Here is a 16,806-nt window from a genome sequence, read left to right on the forward strand (position 1 = left end):
CTGCGCCATGAGCCGATCGATCTTCTGGTTCTCAAACGCATCCTCGATGCGTTGCCGGAACAGGACCTCATAGATTTCATCCAGCGAACACCGACCGGCGCGGTGACGCGACGTGTGTGGTTCTTTTATGAAACCTTGAGCGGCAAGCGGCTCGATATCGACGACGCCCCCACAGTCACCGCCGTCGACGCACTCGATCCCGAAGCCTATTTCACCGGCCCCGCGTCGCTGTCCCTGCGCCATCGCGTGCGCAACAATCTGCTTGGTACGGGCGCGTTCTGTCCGATTATCAGGCGCACAGAAAAGCTGGAAGCATTTCTGGCCCTCGATCTTTCCAGGAAGGCACAGGAGACGATAGGGCGAACCGGCGCTCACATTGTTTCCCGGGCTGCAAGTTTTCTGTTGCTTGCAGACAGCCGCGCGAGTTTCGAGATCGAAGGGGAACGCGCGCCAGCCAGTCGGCTCGAGCGTTGGGGACGTGCCGTTCTCGGGGCTGGCAAGCGTCCGCTCAACCAGACCGAAATCTACCGACTGCACCGCATCCTGATCGGCGACGATCGGTTCACCGAGATCGGATATCGCAGCGAGGGCGTATTTCTGGGCGAGCGGGATCACAACCATGATCCTTTGCCCGAGTTCATCGGTGCCCGTCCTCAGGATGTTCCCGACATCATGACCGGCCTCAATGAATGCAACAACAGGCTGCGGACCTCAGACGTCGATCCGGTTCTGCAAGCTGCCGCGATTGCATTCGGGTTCGTATACGTCCACCCGCTGGTCGACGGCAACGGACGTTTGCACCGCTGTCTTGTCCACCACGTGCTCGCCGAGCGTAAATACACCCCGCCCGGCATGGTGTTTCCCGTCTCGGCCGTCATGCTGGATCGCATCGACGACTATGCCACGATCCTCAAGCGGCATTCCGGTCCCCTGATGGAGTTCATCGGCTGGCGGGCCCTGCCTAACCATAATGTCGAGGTCACCAACGACACCGCGGACCTCTATCGCTATTTCGACTGCACCGAGGAGGCCGAGTTCCTCTATAGCTGCGTGCAGCGGACCGTCGAGGTCGATCTGCCGCGCGAGATCGACTATCTCAAGTGCCGCGACGAAGCTCTGACGGCTGTTATGAACCTGGTCGAAATGCCCGACCGTATGGCGCAGGATCTCATCATGTATATCCGCCAGAACGGCGGCTCGCTCAGCAAACGCCGCCGCACCAGCGAGTTTGAGAAGCTACGCGACGATGAGGTTCAGCAGATTGAGGCGATGGTCGCGGAATCCTTCGACGGGTTCGATGGCAAATACGGGAAAGAATCGTGAGCCTCAGCCAGCGAAGCGTGGAGCATTGAACGCCAGGGCAGCACCTCGCTGGGTCGTGAACCATGTCGCGATATCCGCACTTGGCGCGGATATTCTGGAACAGAGCGTAGGATCCTAGCCCTTGCACTATCGTACCGGTCGAACGTCGGCCAGCTTCGTATCAAGCCCAATCGGATCGATACATAGAAACTCTGTATGAGATTGCCTCATACGATTTTTCTTGATGCGAGCCGTTTTTAGACGCATAACACCCAGATGAAGCATCTGAGCGAAATCGCGGAAGTTCTTAGCGGCATCCTTCCGCCGAAGGGCGCCGACCGGGAAGCGGTATACGTCCAGATCAAAGATTTGCGTGATTACGATAGCGCGTTTCTTCGGGGGCCGGCGCCAAAAGCAAGGCGGGCGACGCGAATTGCTGCGCACGATCTTCTTGTACCGTCACGTGGTGACCACCTCGCTGCGTTTCGTCCAACACCGAACATGATCGGCGCCTTTGTTGGGCTTGATGTCTATTTGGTCCGGCCTACAACCCGGCGCGTTGATCCTGACTTCCTGTTTATTGCGCTCAATGACTTTGCCGCCGTTCGGCAGCTGAAAGCCTCGGCGACAGCAGGCGCTTTGCCCCGAATTCCAAAACAAGCGCTGGAAGATGTCGTCCTGCCCCTGCCGGCTATGGAAGAACAACGCCGTATCGCACGGCTCGGCATCCTCGCGGCGGACTGCGAGAGGCTTCAGCGCCAGCGTTTGGCCGCCGAGGCGAAACTCAACGCCGCCCTCATCTCACGATTGCTCAGAACCGCCGCATAGGAACGACCCATGACCAAACCAGAAGACATCAACAATGCGGTATGGGCGGCGTGCGACACGTTTCGCGGTGTCATCGACGCGGAACAGTATAAGAATTACATCCTTGCGCTGCTCTTCCTGAAATACATCAGCGACGTCTGGAACAAGCATTACGAGGAGATGCTCGAGGAATTCCGCGATCACCCTCAGCGCGACCTTCGTATTCGTCGCCGACTTGAGCGGGAACGTTTCAAGCTCAAGGAGATCGAGTACCGCAACGAAAAGGGCGAAGTTGTCGAGACCTTCCTCTCGAGCTTCGACAGCCTCTACGAGCGCCGCAATCGCGATAATGTCGGTGAGCTGATCAACATGGTGTTGGACGTCATAGAACAGGCGAACGAGCCGAAGCTGAACGGCGTCTTCCGTAATATCGATTTCAACTCCGAGATCAGTCTTGGCCAGACCAAGGACCGGAACCGCCGCCTGAAGAACGTGCTGGAGGACTTCGCCAAGCCGAGCCTCAATCTCAGCACCGTCAGCGAAGACGCGATCGGTGAAGCCTATATCTATCTCATCGAGCAGTTCGCGGCAGACGCGGGTAAAAAGGCTGGCGAGTTTTTCACCCCGCGCAAGGTTTCAGAAGTCGTCGCCAAGCTCGCAGCGCCGAAAGACGGCGCGCTGATCTGTGACCCGGCCTGTGGCTCGGGCTCGCTCTTGCTGCGCGCCGGCGAAGAAGTCGGGACGAATAACTTCCGGCTCTATGGTCAGGAGGCGAACGGCCAGACCGTCGCGCTCGCCCGCATGAACATGTTCCTGCACGGTCGCGATGCCGCCGATATCCGCTGGTGTGACACGATCAACGGCCCGACACTGCTCGAAGGCGACCACCTGATGCGGTTTGACACGGTCGTCGCCAATCCGCCGTTCAGTCTCGACAAGTGGGGGGCGGAGAACGCGGAGGACGATCCATTCCGGCGCTTTGCGCGAGGGGTGCCGCCGAAGTCCAAAGGCGACTACGCCTTCATCCTTCACATGCTGGCAATCGCCCGCCCGGGCGAGGGGCGTGTCGCTGTCGTTGCTCCGCACGGGGTTCTCTTCCGGGGCGGCGCTGAAGGCCGCATTCGCGAGAGCATCGTCCGCGACAATCTCCTGGATGTGGTCGTCGGCGTGCCCGCACAGCTCTTTCCTACGACAGGCATTCCTGTCTGCATCATGGTGTTCGACCGGGCGCGGGAAGCCGGCGGCGCGCGCGAGAGTGAGCGCGACGTGCTCTTCATCGATGCCAGCCGCGAATTCGGTTCCGGTAAGCGCCAGAACCACCTCCGCGACGACGATGTGGCGAAGATCGTCTCGACCGCGCGCGAGCGCCGGGAAGTCGACCGGTACTCGCATCGCGCCTCGTTTGAGGAGATCGAGCGGAACAAGTTCAACCTCAACATCCCGCGCTACGTCGACACCTTCGAGCCCGAGCCTGAAATCGACATCCAGGCGGTGCAGAACGAGATCCGCGAGCTCGACCGGCAACTTGCCGAAACCCGCGCCGAGATGAACCGCTATCTGAAGGAACTCGGCATTGAAGTCTGACGACGCAGAATATATCACCGCCTACTTCGATGCGCCGGACGATGGCTCCTTCGAAGCGTCTGGTGGAGCGAGCGCCTATCCGCCCAGCGTCCAGCCGGGCATACCCAAGCTCGGGCGGAAACCGGAGGGCTGGACACGAGCGCCCATTGGCGATTTCCTCGAGCCCGTCTTTCGTTCCGCAAAGCTGCTCGACGATGAGCGATATCAGCTGGTCACCGCGAAGCGAAGCCGGGGCGGCATCGTCCCGCGCGAAGTCCTGTTCGGCCGTGACATCCGCACCAAGACCCAGTTTTTCGTCGAGGCCGGGGACTTCCTGATCTCAAGGCGTCAGATTTCCCACGGCGCGTGCGGCATCGTCCCAGAGTCGCTCAATGGCGCAATAGTGTCGAACGAATACGTTGCGCTACGACCGAAGGCCGGGCTGGACCTACGGTTCCTCAGCCATCTGTCACACTCGGTCTATTTCCAACAGACCTGCTTCCATTCGAGCATCGGCGTTCACGTAGAGAAACTTGTCTTCAAGCTCGAAGATTGGCTGGAGTGGGAGTTCGATATTCCTCCCTTGGATGAGCAAGAACAGATCGCATCCGGCCTTGATGCATGGGACCGAGTTGTTGATCTCTCCGCTCGCCGACTTCAGTCCAAAGAAAGGTTTTTGAACAAGCTGATCTACCAGTTGGGTCAGAACCGCTGGGTCCCTATAGCCCTTGATGACGTAGGAAAATGGGTCGGCGGGGGGACTCCAAGCAAGGCCGTCGCGAGCTATTGGCAAGGCGATATTCCGTGGGTGTCTCCAAAGGATATGGGATCGTGGCGTATCGATCGTGCCGAAGACCATATCAGTGAAGAGGCAGTCGCAAAGAGCAGCACAAGGATAGTGCCTGCAGGGTCCGTCCTCGTGGTCACACGCAGCGGAATATTGCGGAACACGGTTCCAAGTGCCGTTGCCGCCGTGCCTGTAGCGATCAATCAGGACATCAAGGCCCTGCAAGTCAACGGACCATGGAGTGGGTCGTTGATCGCTTTGATAATGCGCCAAGCATCAGAGCAACTGCGCCTAGCCTGCGTGAAGACCGGCACGACGGTCGAGAGCATCGACTTGGATGCACTGAAGGCAACGCCGATTGCTCTACCTGACTCAGACGATGCGATTGCGCAAGCAGAGGTAGTTGTCGTCGGTCTAGCTCGCGAGATCGATCTTCTCACGGCACAACTCGACGGTCTGCGCACGCAAAAGCGAGCTCTTTTGCAGCGACTGTTCAGTGGTGGGTCTACAACTGTGAAGGAGGCTGCTGAATGAGCAACACTCAGAAGCTTTCCATTCGCCTCTTGCGAGGTGGCCTCGCCCCCGCTGACGCAGTGCGCGACGGTGTAGACCTAACACCATGGGACAAGCTGGAAGGCGCACTCATTTCATTGGCAACGCTCGGCGGCGGCGCGCCGAAATGGGCGGGCTTTCTCGAATTGTCAGAAGACGAGAAGAAGAAGATCTTTAACCACACAGCCTTTGGACTCGTGTTCGTCCAGGCGTCCGGGCGCTGGTTCGCCGTGTCTTTTGGCATGGGTCATGTCAAGCTTGATCCTGCAGCGTTCGAGCAGGATTTTGGGCTGCGGGTTGTCCTCAACGCCGTTGATCCGAAGCAGTTGAAGAGCGCGGACGTTCGGACACCGGATGAGAATACGCTGTCCCGCCGTACGCAGACCAGCCGGGGTTCCGATCAGACTGCCTTCGCCATAGACATCGAGCGTGACCTTGTCCGTGGACTGGCTGGGACGCCCAAAGATGAAGGGTTCGGCTCCTATGTGGCGGGGACCGATGGCCTGACGCTCAACCGAAAGCTTGAGATCGCGGAACTCGCCCAGGCCTGTGCGGACGCGTATGCGATCTATCAGAAGACAGACTACAAGACCGACTTCGGCTGGATCGATCAGATTCGCCACATCCGTGAGCAAGAATTGATCGACAAGCTAGACGCGAAGCTGATCGAAGCTTTGGCGAAGGCGGTCGACGAAGGCGAGACCGACGGAATTCACCTCGCATTTCCGGTCATTTACGACCCTGAGAAATCAAGCCTCATCCGCTACAAAGGCTTTCGTAGCTGGCAGCTTTATGCCGACCTCGACTTGCCCGGTTACCTCGACGCATTGAAGGAGCGCGAGAAGTCAGGCTACTCGGACGAGGACCTCCGCAATCACACTGTCCACGAAGTCGATGATGATGGCCATGACTGTGGTGGGAAGTGGAAGTTGCGGGAGTGCATCGTGTTCGAGACAGAACTCGATGGCTCGACCTACGTCTTCTCTGGAGGCCGCTGGTACCAGATCGACCAGAATCTCGCCAAAGAGGTACAGGAATTTTTCGACGCGACAAGCAAGGTCGGTATGCCCGCCGCTGAGGCTGACGAGACAGAAGAAACCTACAACAAGCGCGTCGCCGGCCTTGATGCGGACATGATCTGCCTAGACCGCCGGCTCATCAAGCCGACAGGTGCTGCAAGCAAGATCGAGGCGTGCGACTTTCTCGGCCGTGAGCGTCAACTGATCCACGTTAAGGACAAGACGTCCTCGTCTCGACTCAGTCACCTTTTCAGCCAGGGGACCGTCTCCGCACGCGTCCTCGCGACCGACCCGCCGTCGCGCGACAGCGTCCGGAACGAAGTGATCGCGGTCCAGGCTGAAACCGGACAGACCGGCTACGAGGACATCATCCCGAATTCCGGGAATGACTTCACCCGAGGCGATTTCACTGTCGTCTACAGCGTCATTGCCGCTTCGGATAAGCCGAAACTCCCTTTCTTCAGCCTGGTCTCTTTCCGCCAAGCTGCCCGGGAATTACATGCGCTCGGGTACAAATGGGCTTTCGCCTGGATAGAGAAGCCAAAGTCGGGCGCGAAGGCGAAAGCCAAACGATCCGCGAAGGGCGCTGGAGAGAATGCGGAGGTCATTGAATGACCGAAAGCCCGAAATTCCCCCTCTCCGAAGCTGGCCGGGAGCAGCTCCAGGCGCTCATGACGCTGTCGGCGCTTGGCTGGCGCTATGTCACGCGCGCCGAGGCGGATCGGCAGAGGCGCCACCGCCGCACCAGCGTTCTGCTTGAGGACACGCTGCGCCCGCAGCTCGCAGCGCTTAACCGCATTCGGGCGGGTGGACGCACGCACGCCTTTTCCGAAGGAAACATCGAGACCGCTGTCGAGAGTCTAAAGGATGTTCGATTTGACGGCCTGATGCGCACCAACGAACGCCAGACCGACTTGATCCAGCTTGGTCGAGCCCTTCAGCAGACAGTCAACGGTCAATCGCGCGAATGGCCGTTCCGCTACATTAATTGGGACCTCGGCTCAGACAGTGTGCGGGCGAACGCCTTCCACATGACGAGCGAGTTTCCAGTCGACTGGCCGGAAGGGGCGAGCATCCGTCCGGACATCGTTCTGTTCGTGAACGGCATCCCCTTCGCCGTTATCGAGGTGAAGCGGAGCCAGGAAAAGGTCGCGCAAGGCATCAGCCAGCATCTGCGCAACCAGAAGCCCGATCTCGGCGCGCCCAATCTCTTCTTCACGGCGCAGCTCCTCATCGCAGCGAACTCGCACGAGCCCCGCTATGCGACGGTCGGCACGCCCGCGAAGTTCTGGTCAAAATGGAGTGAAGGCGATGATCCGCCAGATTACGCGAACGAAGTCGTCAACCGGACGATCGACGCGACCGATCAGGATGCGATATTCCAGGACTTCGGTTTGCACCGGCGCAAGCATGACGGATTGCGCGAGGCAGGCGGACGCTTCGTCACGCCGCTCGACGAGATGTTGGTGAGCCTCTGTCGCCCGGAACGGATTCTCGATCTTGCCCGCCGATTCACACTGTTCGACGCCGGAGTGAAAAAGGTCGCGCGCCATCAGCAGTACTTCGCGGTGAAGGATCTCCTTCGACGCGTCGAGGCGTGCGATGACCGCGGGCGGCGGGCTGGCGGCGTCGTCTGGCACACGCAGGGCTCCGGCAAATCGCTCACCATGGTGATGCTCGCCAAGGCGCTTTCCATGAATGTCCCGACGGCGCGCGTCGTGCTCGTCACTGACCGTACCGATCTTGACGACCAGATCGACAAGACGTTCAAGGCCACGGGCCTGTCGCCAGAGCGCGCCAAGACGGGAGAACATCTGATCGAGCTCATCGAAGCCAAGACGCCCGTCATCACCACGCTGGTTCACAAATTCCGGGCCGGCCTTAACAAACGCCGGGTCGTAGACGAGAGCACGGACATCTTCCTGCTCGTCGACGAAAGCCACCGCAGCCAGTACGGTGACATGGAAAGCCTGCATCAGAAGATGCGAGATGTTTTGCCGGGCGCATGCCTGATCGGTTTTACCGGCACGCCCATCGCGAAGAAAGAGCGCAACACCTTCACGAAATTCGGACCCCTCGTGCGGCCGGTCTATTCGATGAAGGATGCGGTGGCCGACGGCGCGGTCGTGCCACTCCTCTATGAGGGACGCCACGTCGAAGAGGATATCGATGAAGACGCGGTTGACGCCTGGTTCGACCGGGTGACGGTCGGGCTAAACGAAACCCAGAAGGCTGATCTTAAGCGGAAGATGAGCCGCCCGCGGACGCTTATGGGTGTTTCTGCCCGTTTACGTTGCATTGCTTTCGATGTCAGCCGGCACTTTGCCGACAATTTTCAACCGTACAGGTTCAAGGGCCAACTCGTCGCGCCGTCCAAGCGCGACGCCATCGCGCTGAAGAAGCTGTTGGACGAATTCGGCGAAGTGACTTCCGAGGTCATTATCTCTGCGCCTGACCAGCGAGAGGGCGAGCATGCGATCGACGAAGAATCCGACGACGAGGTGGTGAAGTTCTGGCGCCGGATGATGGAGCGTCACGGCGGCGAGGAGAGCTACAACAAGACAATCATCTCGAAATTCAAGGGGCCTGGCGAGCCCGATATCCTGATCGTGGTCGACAAACTACTCACCGGTTTCGATGCGCCCCGCAATACCGTGCTCTACATGGCCCGACCTCTGCGCGAACACGGCCTTCTGCAGGCAATTGCGCGCGTCAATCGCGTGTTCGACGAGGACGGGGCACCGGAGAAACCGTTCGGCTTCATCATCGATTACTGCGGCGTTCTCCGCCATCTCGGGGAAGCGCTGAGCGCGAACGACGCTCTCAGCGACTTCGACGAAGCTGACCTCCAGCAGTCGGTCAGCGCTATTGCTGATGAAGCGCGAACGCTGCCGCAAAAGCACGCAGCGCTGCTCGATCTCTTCGCGGGCGTCTCCAACGTTTATGATGAAGAGGCCTATGCGCGCGAGCTCGCCGACGACGCCCTGCGAGACGACTTCTATCGGCGTCTATCCGAGTTTTCCCGAACCCTGACCGTCGCTATCAGCTCGCGGACCTTCATTGAGGAGACGCCATCGGAGCGACTTCAACGCTGGCGAACCGATGAGAAACGGTTCCTGGCGCTCCGCTCTCATGTCAAAGCCCGCTATGCAGATGCGGTCGACTGGAGCGACTACGAACGTCGTGTGCGGACCCTTCTCGACCAGCACGTTACCGCACATGAGGTCACAACGGTCGTGGAGCCGCTCGCCGTCTTCGACGATGGCGCCATAGAAGCGGCACGCAGCGAAAAGAAGCGCTCGGACGCGTCGATTGCGGACGAGATTGCGCACCGGACGCTCCGGACAATCGAGGAGAAGTGGGACGAGGACCCTGTCTTCTTCGAGAAGTTTTCCAAGCTCATCCGCCAGACGATCGACGACTTCCGTCGCGGTCGCCTGGAAGAGAAGGCCTATCTCGAACGCATCCGAACGCAGCGCGACAAGCTCGATGCCCGTGACGATGAAGACGATCCGACGCCGCATCAGCTGCGGGGCAAGGGCAATGAAACCGCGTTTTGGGGGATTGCCAGAAAGGAACTGCGCCGCGCGGGGATCGATGATCCCCGGCTTTCGGTGCGTATTTCGCTGTCGCTAACCGAGATCATCGAGAATCTTCGGCGCGTTGGATGGCAACATGACCGCGACATTCAAAATGACATGCGCAATGCGATCGATGACTTCTTTTTCGATGAGGTGATGGGCCCCGGCGGCGTGGACCTCGACGCAGCCGTGATGGACAGTATCGTCAATGAGGTGCTCTCGGCCGCGCGGGTCCGCATGCAGGATGACGGCCGTGTCCGCTGAAGCTTGTTTTCATTGGGGACGGCGACGGATTACCTACCGCGTCACTCGGGATGAGCGGAGGCGGCTAAAAATCGCCGTCGCGCCTTCCGGTTCGGTGCATGTCACAGCGCCGCTCGACGCAGCCGATGACGAGGTTCATTACCGTGTTCGCCGCAAAGGCGGATGGATCGCCGCCCAGATCGAAGACTTCGAGCAGTATCGCCCAAGGACTCCGCCTAGGCAGTACATCAGCGGCGAAACACACCTCCTGCGGGGTATACAATACCGTCTTCGGGTCCTTGAAACCGAAGCCTCTCGCATCTATCTGAGCGGCGATCGGATCGTGATCGAAACACCACATACAGAGAGCGTTCCGCATAAAGCCGCATTGCTCAACCACTTTTATCGGCTCGAAGCACACACAGAGTTTCCACGTCGACTTCAAGCGGTCTCCAGCTTGTTCGCCTCGGAAGGAATCCAAGCGCCCAAACTACTCATCCGCCCGATGACAAAGCGATGGGGCAGCTACACGCCCAAAGGCAATCTGGTCCTAAACATCGATCTCATTCGGGCACCCGTGCAGTGTATAGACTATGTCATTGTGCATGAGCTCGCACATGCTCTTGAACCTAACCATGGTCCAAAGTGGCGGTGGCTGATGGACAAGGTCTTACCCGATTGGCGCGAGCGTAAGCGACGATTGGAAACGAGTCTCGTCTAGCCTATCTCGGCCGCAAAGTTCCTGGCGCGGAACGCCGTCACACGTTTAATTCGAGGTAGTCGCGCTAGTCAGACAGGATACCGTCCATGGCGGCTCCGTCTCTGTTCAGCTGATTTCGATCTCCCGAAGAGCCCGATCTGGGTAACTTCTAACAGCTTGTAATTGAACCCTGGAGGGGAAGGCCTTCCCCTGCGGCCGAGTCTTTAGTCTCGGCCGACCCCTTCTGCGGGGAGACCCCCGCAACGCCCCCATAAGAGCAAGAGTGTGGAGGGTTTTTCCGTGACGGGTTGGAAGCTGGAGGAGAGGCCTCCGGCGCCCGTCATGGAGTTTGATCCCATGACCATGCAGGTTCTCGATACCCGCCGCGATGGGAGTGGCGGGTACAAGGTCGATGTCAGCCGCGGCGAGCGGGTTGGCCGTGTTTCGTCGGAATGGTTCAACCGGCCGGACGACGAGCGCTTCCTCTCTCTCAACGCCCTGGCGGATATGGTCCGCACCCGCGCTGAGCGCAGCAAGACCCGCGTGCTCGAAAGCGCGCTGATCCATGTCGAGGCGAGTCGTGACGATCCCGAACGGCTATCGCTGATGCTGCCCGGTGCCGACGCCCCTGTCGCGCCGACACACTGGAGCTTCGGCCAACTCGCAAGTCTGGTCGGAGCGCCGGCTGCCTATTTGCGTCAGCTCCCAGCCACCCTGGCCGGCATCAACCTGCAATATGGCCTGACCGCGCACCGGGCCGAGCAGATCAAGACCATGGAGATCGAGAACGGCCACTTGGAACTGCGTGCTGTCACCGGGCCGGACTACGGCCGCATTTTCGACCACGAACTGGTGGAAGCCGTGCAGCGTATCGCCGGTAACGGCACGGGCGACACGCGCTGGAAGGTGCCGGGCGTGCTCGACTGGTCCACCGGCATCTACAATCCGCGCGTGGACATCACCAAGGACACGACGACGCTCTATGCCTCGGATCGTGACATCTTCCTGTTTCTCGTCGACGACCTCAACCCCATCGAGGCCGGCAAGTTGCCCGACGGGTCAACCGATCTCTATTTCCGGGGTTTCTATTGCTGGAACTCGGAGGTTGGCGCCAAGACGCTCGGCATGGCGAGCTTCTATCTCCGGGCAGTGTGCCAGAATCGGAACCTATGGGGTGTGGAGGATTTCGAGGAGATTACCATCCGCCACAGCAAATACGCCGCCTCGCGCTTCGCCCATGAGGCAGCGCCGGCGCTCCAAAACTTCGCCAATTCCTCACCCATGCCCTTCATCAATGGTATCAAGGCGGCCCGCGCGCGGATTGTTGCCCGTACCGACGAGGACCGCAGCGACTTCCTGCGCAAGCGCGGCTTCTCGAAAGCCGAGACCGGCCGGATCATCAACACGGTGCTGGCCGAGGAAGGCAGGCCGCCGGAATCGATCTTCGATTTTGTGCAAGGCATCACCGCGCTGGCCCGCGACAAGGCCCATCAGGACGCCCGCCTCGATATGGAGGGCAAGGCGAAGAAGCTCCTCGATCGCGCGGCCTGACATCCGCAAAGCCGGGAATGCGGTTCCGCGTGTTTCCGGCTTTGCGCTTCCGTGCCTCCTGCCTGCCATCTTTCGTGGCGCTGCTCCCTTCAGAGGAAGAGGGCGGCGCTTCGCTTCGTGACGGGTTTTCAAACCGAGAGAGAGGCTTTCGGCGCCCGTCGCGGAGTTGAGAACATGGCTACTGCCGCTCAGAAAATCACCCTGTCGTCCTCGCGCGACATTCCCTTCAACAAGCTGGTGCTGTCCCAGTCCAATGTCCGGCGCGTCAAGGCCGGTGTCTCGGTCGAGGAGCTCGCCGAATCCATCGTCCGGCGCGGCCTCATCCAGAGCCTGCATGTCCGCCCGGTGGTCGATGCCGACGGCCAGGAGACCGGCATGTTCGAGGTGCCCGCCGGCGGCCGCCGCTATCGGGCGCTCGAACTGCTGGTGAAGCAGAAGCGCCTCAACAAGACAGCGCCGGTGCCCTGCGTCGTCTCGGAAGCCGGTAGCAACATCCTCATCGACGAGGTCTCGCTCGCCGAAAATATCGAGCGCGCGCCGCTCCATCCGCTCGATCAGTTCCGCGCCTTTCAGGCATTGCGCGAGAAGGGCCTGACTGAGGAGGAAATCGCGGCAGCCTTCTTCGTGGATGTGAAGGTCGTCAAGCAGCGCCTGCGGTTGGCATCCGTCTCGCCGACGCTGCTTGACGTTTATGCCGAGGACGGCATGACGCTCGAACAGCTCATGGCCTTCACCGTCTCCCATGACCATGATCGTCAGGAACAGGTCTGGGCGGCGACCAAGGATGGCTGGCAGAAGGAGCCCTATACCATCCGCCGGATGCTGACTGAGACCGCGGTGCGCGCATCCGACAAGCGGGCCGTTTTCGTGGGCGTGGAGGCCTATGAAGCTGCGGGCGGCGTCGTGCTGCGCGACCTGTTCCAGTCCGACGACGGAGGCTGGCTGCAGGATCCGGCCCTGCTCGACCGCCTGGTAACCGAGAAGCTGAAGGTCGTCGCTGACGAGATTGCGGACGAAGGCTGGAAGTGGGTCGAGGTCGCCGTGAGTTTTCCCTACGGTCACCAGCATGGGCTTCGCGAACTGACCGGCACGACGGTCGACCTGACCGAGGAGGAGCGTGCAACACGCGAGGTGCTGCGCGACGAATACGATCGGATCGAAGCCGAATATGGAGAAGCCGATGAACTTCCCGACGCGGTGGACGAGCGGCTGGGCGAGATCGAACAGGCGCTCGACGCCTTCGATCAGCGCCCGGTGATCTTCGATCCTGCCGATATTGCCATCGCTGGTGCGTTCGTCAGCATCGATGCCGACGGCTCGCTCTCGGTGGATCGCGGCTATGTCCGCCCCGAGGATGAACAACCGGTCGAGTTCGAAGGCGATGACGCGCCGGCGGCTGATAGCGATACCCAGCATTCAGATGCTCCTCAGCGTGCTGTCATCGCCATCGGCGGCCAACCCGCGGAGCCGGAGGACGACGAGGATGACGGCGTCAAGCCCTTGCCCGAGCGCCTCGTCATCGAACTGACCGCGCATCGCACGCTGGCGCTGCGCAACGCCGTCGCCGAGCACCCGGACGTCGCCATGACCATGTTGCTGCACAAACTGGTCAGCGACACTTTCCGGCGCACCGCGCCGACCGGGTGCCTCGAGGCCAGCGTCCGCCACATCTTCTTCTCCGCGCAATCGGAGGAAATGAAGGACAGCGCACCTGCCCGCGAAATTACCGAGCGGCATGATTGCTGGGGCGATCATGTCCCGGCCGACGACCAGGCGCTCTGGGACTGGCTGACCGATCTTGACAACGCCGCGCGTCTCGATCTGCTCGCCCACTGCGTCAGCTTCGGCGTAAACGCGCTGCTTGAGCGGCCGAACCCCTATGGCGGAACGGGTGTTAGCCAGCACGGGCTCGATGTGCGTCTGGCGCAGGCCGACCGGCTCCAGTACGCCACCGGCCTCGACATGGTGGCGGCAGGCTGGAAGCCGACTGTCGGCAATTATCTCGGCCGTGTCACCAAGGCGCGCATTCTCGAAGCCGTCCGCGAAGGCGCGGGCGAGCGGGCCGCCCAGCTTATCGATCATATGAAGAAGGGAGACATGGCGAGCGAAGCCGAGCGCCTTCTGGCCGATACCGGTTGGCTGCCCGAACCGCTGCGGGTGGCCGAGCAGAAAACCGCGTCTGACGAGACCGCAGTCTCTGGCGGCGACGGTGTAAACTCGGCGGCAAACGACGGCGAAACGGCCATGGTCGACCTCGAACTCGTCGGCGAAGATAAGCCGGATGCGACCGAGGCGTATGGTACCGCCGCCGTGTAGCAAACGTTTGCCTCTGTCATCTGGCCCGTCGGTAACGGCGGGCCTTTTTGGGTTTCGAGGTAAACGTGATGTATGAAGCCTTCGATCTCGCGCACCGTCTCGGCCGGCAGGCCGAGGCGGTGTGCCGGCATTACCTGTCGAGTGGCCGCCGCCAGGGTACTTATTGGCAGGTCGGCGATGTCCGCAACACGCCGGGTCGCTCGATGTTCGTGCGCCTCATGGATTCGCCTAAGGGACCAGCCGGAAAATGGACCGATGCCGCCACCGGCGAGCATGGTGATCTGTTGGATGTCATCCGCCAGAGTTGCTGCCTTGTTGAATTCGTCGATGTGGTTGCGGAAGCCCGACGCTTTCTCAGCCTGCCGCATCCCGAACCCGAACCGGCGTCGAAGAAATCGGCCAGCACGCCTGCACCGTCGGACTCGGCCGAAGCGGCGCGGCGGCTCTTCACCATGTCACAGCCGATCAGCGGCACGCTTGCGGAAATCTATCTTGGCAGGCGGGCGATCACGACCTTCTCCGGCACCGCCGCGCTCCGCTACCATCCCCGGTGCTATTATCGGCCTGACGCGCATTCGCCCACCGAGATCAGGCCGGCGCTGGTTGCCGCCGTCACCGATCTAGCCGGCCATCAGACAGGCGCGCATCGCACCTGGCTCGCCCCGGACGGCTCAGACAAGGCGGCTGTCGAGACACCGCGGCGGGCGATGGGCGACCTGCTCGGGCATGGCGTCCGCTTCGGCACTGCGAGTGAGGTTCTCGCCGTCGGCGAAGGCATCGAGACCGTGCTGTCGCCCCGTCAGGTTCTGCCCCGCATGCCCATGCTGGCGGCGCTTTCGGCTGCTCACCTCGCGGCCATCCTGTTCCCACCGGCGTTGCGCCGGCTCTATGTCTTGCGCGATCGCGACCCGGCCGGGGATGGTGCGAGAGACAGCCTGGTCGCCAGAGCGGCGAGCCACGGGATCGAGGCGATCTCGCTCACGCCGGTCGAGGGCGACTTCAACGATGATCTGCGAGGTCACGGCGTCGACGCCCTCCGCGCGGGCCTGATGGGACAGCTTTATCCCGAAGATGTCCGCCGATTCATTGAGGGGTGAACACGCGCTCGGCCCCGGAGGCGTGGCCCAGGCTGCGTCTCCTGCCGGGCTCAATCTCACGCCATCGGCAGCCGCATCCTTCGTCGGAGGGTCCCGCGCCCACGGCCTTCTCAAGAGGGCGATCGGCACACAATCGGGCCGGACAGGCAATGGCGGCGGCCGACTATTTTCCGCCGCATCCTGCGGACGCTTTGCAGCGCGAAACAAAATAGTCGGCCTTGGCCATCAAGGCCCTCGCGGAAACACGAGTGCTGCCAGTCCGTCCCGCCCGTGCGCTTCGACGCCTGTGAAGGCCGCGATGGGCGCGGTCACCAGACGAAGGACGCTCCCGATGAATTCCGATCCCGAATATGCAGGTGCCGAGCCGGTCCATACCTCCTCCCAGACCGTTCACGCCCTCTCCGAACTCCAGCTCTATGGCTGGCGTCCCTTCCAGGATGAACCCGATCCGAGGCCGCTGCCCGAGGGCAATACCGTCGCCGCCGCCGTCACCGACATCTTCGACGCGCTTGTGGCGACCTTGGGCGACACCCGACTCGAACCCGATCTCGAAGAGTTGCTCTGGGGAACCGTCAATCTCTTTCACCGCGCCACCAGTCGGGTCGAACGCGATCTCGACGGCAATGAGCAGGCACAACGCCGGCTTCAGCGGGAACAGGACGGCAGCGAGGTGAAGTCGGTCGAACTCGAACGCCTGACAGCAGAGGGGCAGACCCTGATCGAACGGCGCGGCAGCATTGAACTCTTCCGCGATATTGCCGCCGAGGCATTCGAGCACCATACCGGCAGCGCCTGGCGGCCGCGCACCGGCTCGATGGTCAACCATCGCAACCTGACCGCCGCAATGATCGACAGCCGCGACTTCCTTGCCGCCAAGCGCCGAGCCGAGACCGAGGTGATGCTGCCCGCCGGCCCCAAGGTGGCCGTGACCGGCGGTGCCGACTTCAACGACCACCGGCTGATCTGGGCGAAGCTCGATCAGGTCCATGCCAAGCATCCGGAGATGGTGCTCTTGCACGGTGGCTCGCCGAAGGGCGCCGAACTGATCGCCTCCCGCTGGGCCGATCACCGCAAGGTACCGCAGGTGGCCTTCCGGCCCGACTGGACGAAACACGGCAAGGCCGCGCCCTTCAAGCGCAACGATGCCATGCTGGACGTCCTGCCCGTCGGTATCCTCGTCTTTCCCGGCACCGGGATTCAGGAGAACCTCGCGGACAAGGCGCGCAGGCTCGGCATCCCGGTCATGAAGTTCGAGGGTGGCGCGTAAAGCGCCGCCCGCTGTGCTTCA

At 61.3% G+C, this 16,806-nt stretch carries 11 protein-coding genes; all 11 read left to right on the plus strand.

The annotated features are described in order from the left end of the window. Nucleotides 1-1,323: Fic family protein (locus EO133_RS10720; protein WP_164734982.1), on the plus strand; the 1,323-nt coding region annotated here is incomplete at its 5' end. A gap of 255 nt (nucleotides 1,324-1,578) precedes the next feature. Continuing rightward, nucleotides 1,579-2,130, plus strand: coding sequence for a restriction endonuclease subunit S (locus tag EO133_RS10725; RefSeq protein WP_127072643.1), 552 nt, complete (start codon nucleotides 1,579-1,581; stop codon nucleotides 2,128-2,130). Between the two features lie 9 nt (nucleotides 2,131-2,139). Continuing rightward, nucleotides 2,140-3,693 (plus strand): type I restriction-modification system subunit M, encoded by a 1,554-nt coding sequence (locus tag EO133_RS10730; protein WP_127072644.1) that lies wholly within the window; start codon nucleotides 2,140-2,142, stop codon nucleotides 3,691-3,693. Beyond that, the gene (locus EO133_RS10735; RefSeq protein ID WP_127072645.1) at nucleotides 3,683-4,993 is read left to right on the plus strand and encodes a restriction endonuclease subunit S; all 1,311 of its coding nucleotides are present in this window, start codon (nucleotides 3,683-3,685) and stop codon (nucleotides 4,991-4,993) included. Before EO133_RS10730 ends, EO133_RS10735 begins: the two co-directional genes overlap by 11 nt. Continuing rightward, nucleotides 4,990-6,645: a DUF6119 family protein gene (locus EO133_RS10740; RefSeq protein WP_127072646.1), complete on the plus strand. Its 1,656-nt coding sequence runs from the start codon at nucleotides 4,990-4,992 to the stop codon at nucleotides 6,643-6,645. The genes EO133_RS10735 and EO133_RS10740 overlap by 4 nt, the downstream gene beginning before the upstream one ends. Continuing rightward, nucleotides 6,642-9,875, plus strand: coding sequence for a type I restriction endonuclease subunit R (locus tag EO133_RS10745; RefSeq protein WP_127072647.1), 3,234 nt, complete (start codon nucleotides 6,642-6,644; stop codon nucleotides 9,873-9,875). The genes EO133_RS10740 and EO133_RS10745 overlap by 4 nt, the downstream gene beginning before the upstream one ends. Continuing rightward, complete coding sequence (locus tag EO133_RS10750; RefSeq protein ID WP_164734983.1) at nucleotides 9,865-10,575, plus strand: M48 family metallopeptidase; 711 nt, start codon at nucleotides 9,865-9,867, stop codon at nucleotides 10,573-10,575. Before EO133_RS10745 ends, EO133_RS10750 begins: the two co-directional genes overlap by 11 nt. A 336-nt stretch (nucleotides 10,576-10,911) precedes the next feature. Further along, nucleotides 10,912-12,105 carry a DUF932 domain-containing protein gene (locus tag EO133_RS10755; protein ID WP_127072649.1) on the plus strand — a complete coding sequence of 398 codons (1,194 nt, stop codon included), beginning with the start codon at nucleotides 10,912-10,914 and terminating at the stop codon, nucleotides 12,103-12,105. Between the two features lie 174 nt (nucleotides 12,106-12,279). Then, nucleotides 12,280-14,421 carry a ParB/RepB/Spo0J family partition protein gene (locus EO133_RS10760; RefSeq protein WP_127072650.1) on the plus strand — a complete coding sequence of 714 codons (2,142 nt, stop codon included), beginning with the start codon at nucleotides 12,280-12,282 and terminating at the stop codon, nucleotides 14,419-14,421. A 68-nt stretch (nucleotides 14,422-14,489) separates the two neighbouring features. Continuing rightward, entirely contained in the window at nucleotides 14,490-15,518 is a 1,029-nt protein-coding gene (locus EO133_RS10765) for a DUF7146 domain-containing protein (protein WP_127072928.1), read from the plus strand. A 331-nt stretch (nucleotides 15,519-15,849) separates the two neighbouring features. Then, nucleotides 15,850-16,785 (plus strand): DUF2493 domain-containing protein, encoded by a 936-nt coding sequence (locus EO133_RS10770; protein ID WP_127072651.1) that lies wholly within the window; start codon nucleotides 15,850-15,852, stop codon nucleotides 16,783-16,785. The last annotated feature ends 21 nt before the right edge of the window (nucleotides 16,786-16,806 follow it).

Source organism: Pelagibacterium lentulum, assembly GCF_003992625.1.
GTDB lineage: Bacteria > Pseudomonadota > Alphaproteobacteria > Rhizobiales > Devosiaceae > Pelagibacterium > Pelagibacterium lentulum.

What these genes read in the sequence shown, in the direction of transcription:
- EO133_RS10760 (WP_127072650.1), top strand. Translation starts at nt 12,280, where the DNA reads ATGGCTACTGCCGCTCAGAAAATCACCCTGTCGTCCTCGCGCGACATT.
- EO133_RS10755 (WP_127072649.1), top strand. Translation starts at nt 10,912, where the DNA reads ATGACCATGCAGGTTCTCGATACCCGCCGCGATGGGAGTGGCGGGTAC.
- EO133_RS10765 (WP_127072928.1), top strand. Translation starts at nt 14,490, where the DNA reads ATGTATGAAGCCTTCGATCTCGCGCACCGTCTCGGCCGGCAGGCCGAG.
- EO133_RS10725 (WP_127072643.1), top strand. Translation starts at nt 1,579, where the DNA reads ATGAAGCATCTGAGCGAAATCGCGGAAGTTCTTAGCGGCATCCTTCCG.
- EO133_RS10745 (WP_127072647.1), top strand. Translation starts at nt 6,642, where the DNA reads ATGACCGAAAGCCCGAAATTCCCCCTCTCCGAAGCTGGCCGGGAGCAG.
- EO133_RS10770 (WP_127072651.1), top strand. Translation starts at nt 15,850, where the DNA reads ATGAATTCCGATCCCGAATATGCAGGTGCCGAGCCGGTCCATACCTCC.
- EO133_RS10740 (WP_127072646.1), top strand. Translation starts at nt 4,990, where the DNA reads ATGAGCAACACTCAGAAGCTTTCCATTCGCCTCTTGCGAGGTGGCCTC.
- EO133_RS10730 (WP_127072644.1), top strand. Translation starts at nt 2,140, where the DNA reads ATGACCAAACCAGAAGACATCAACAATGCGGTATGGGCGGCGTGCGAC.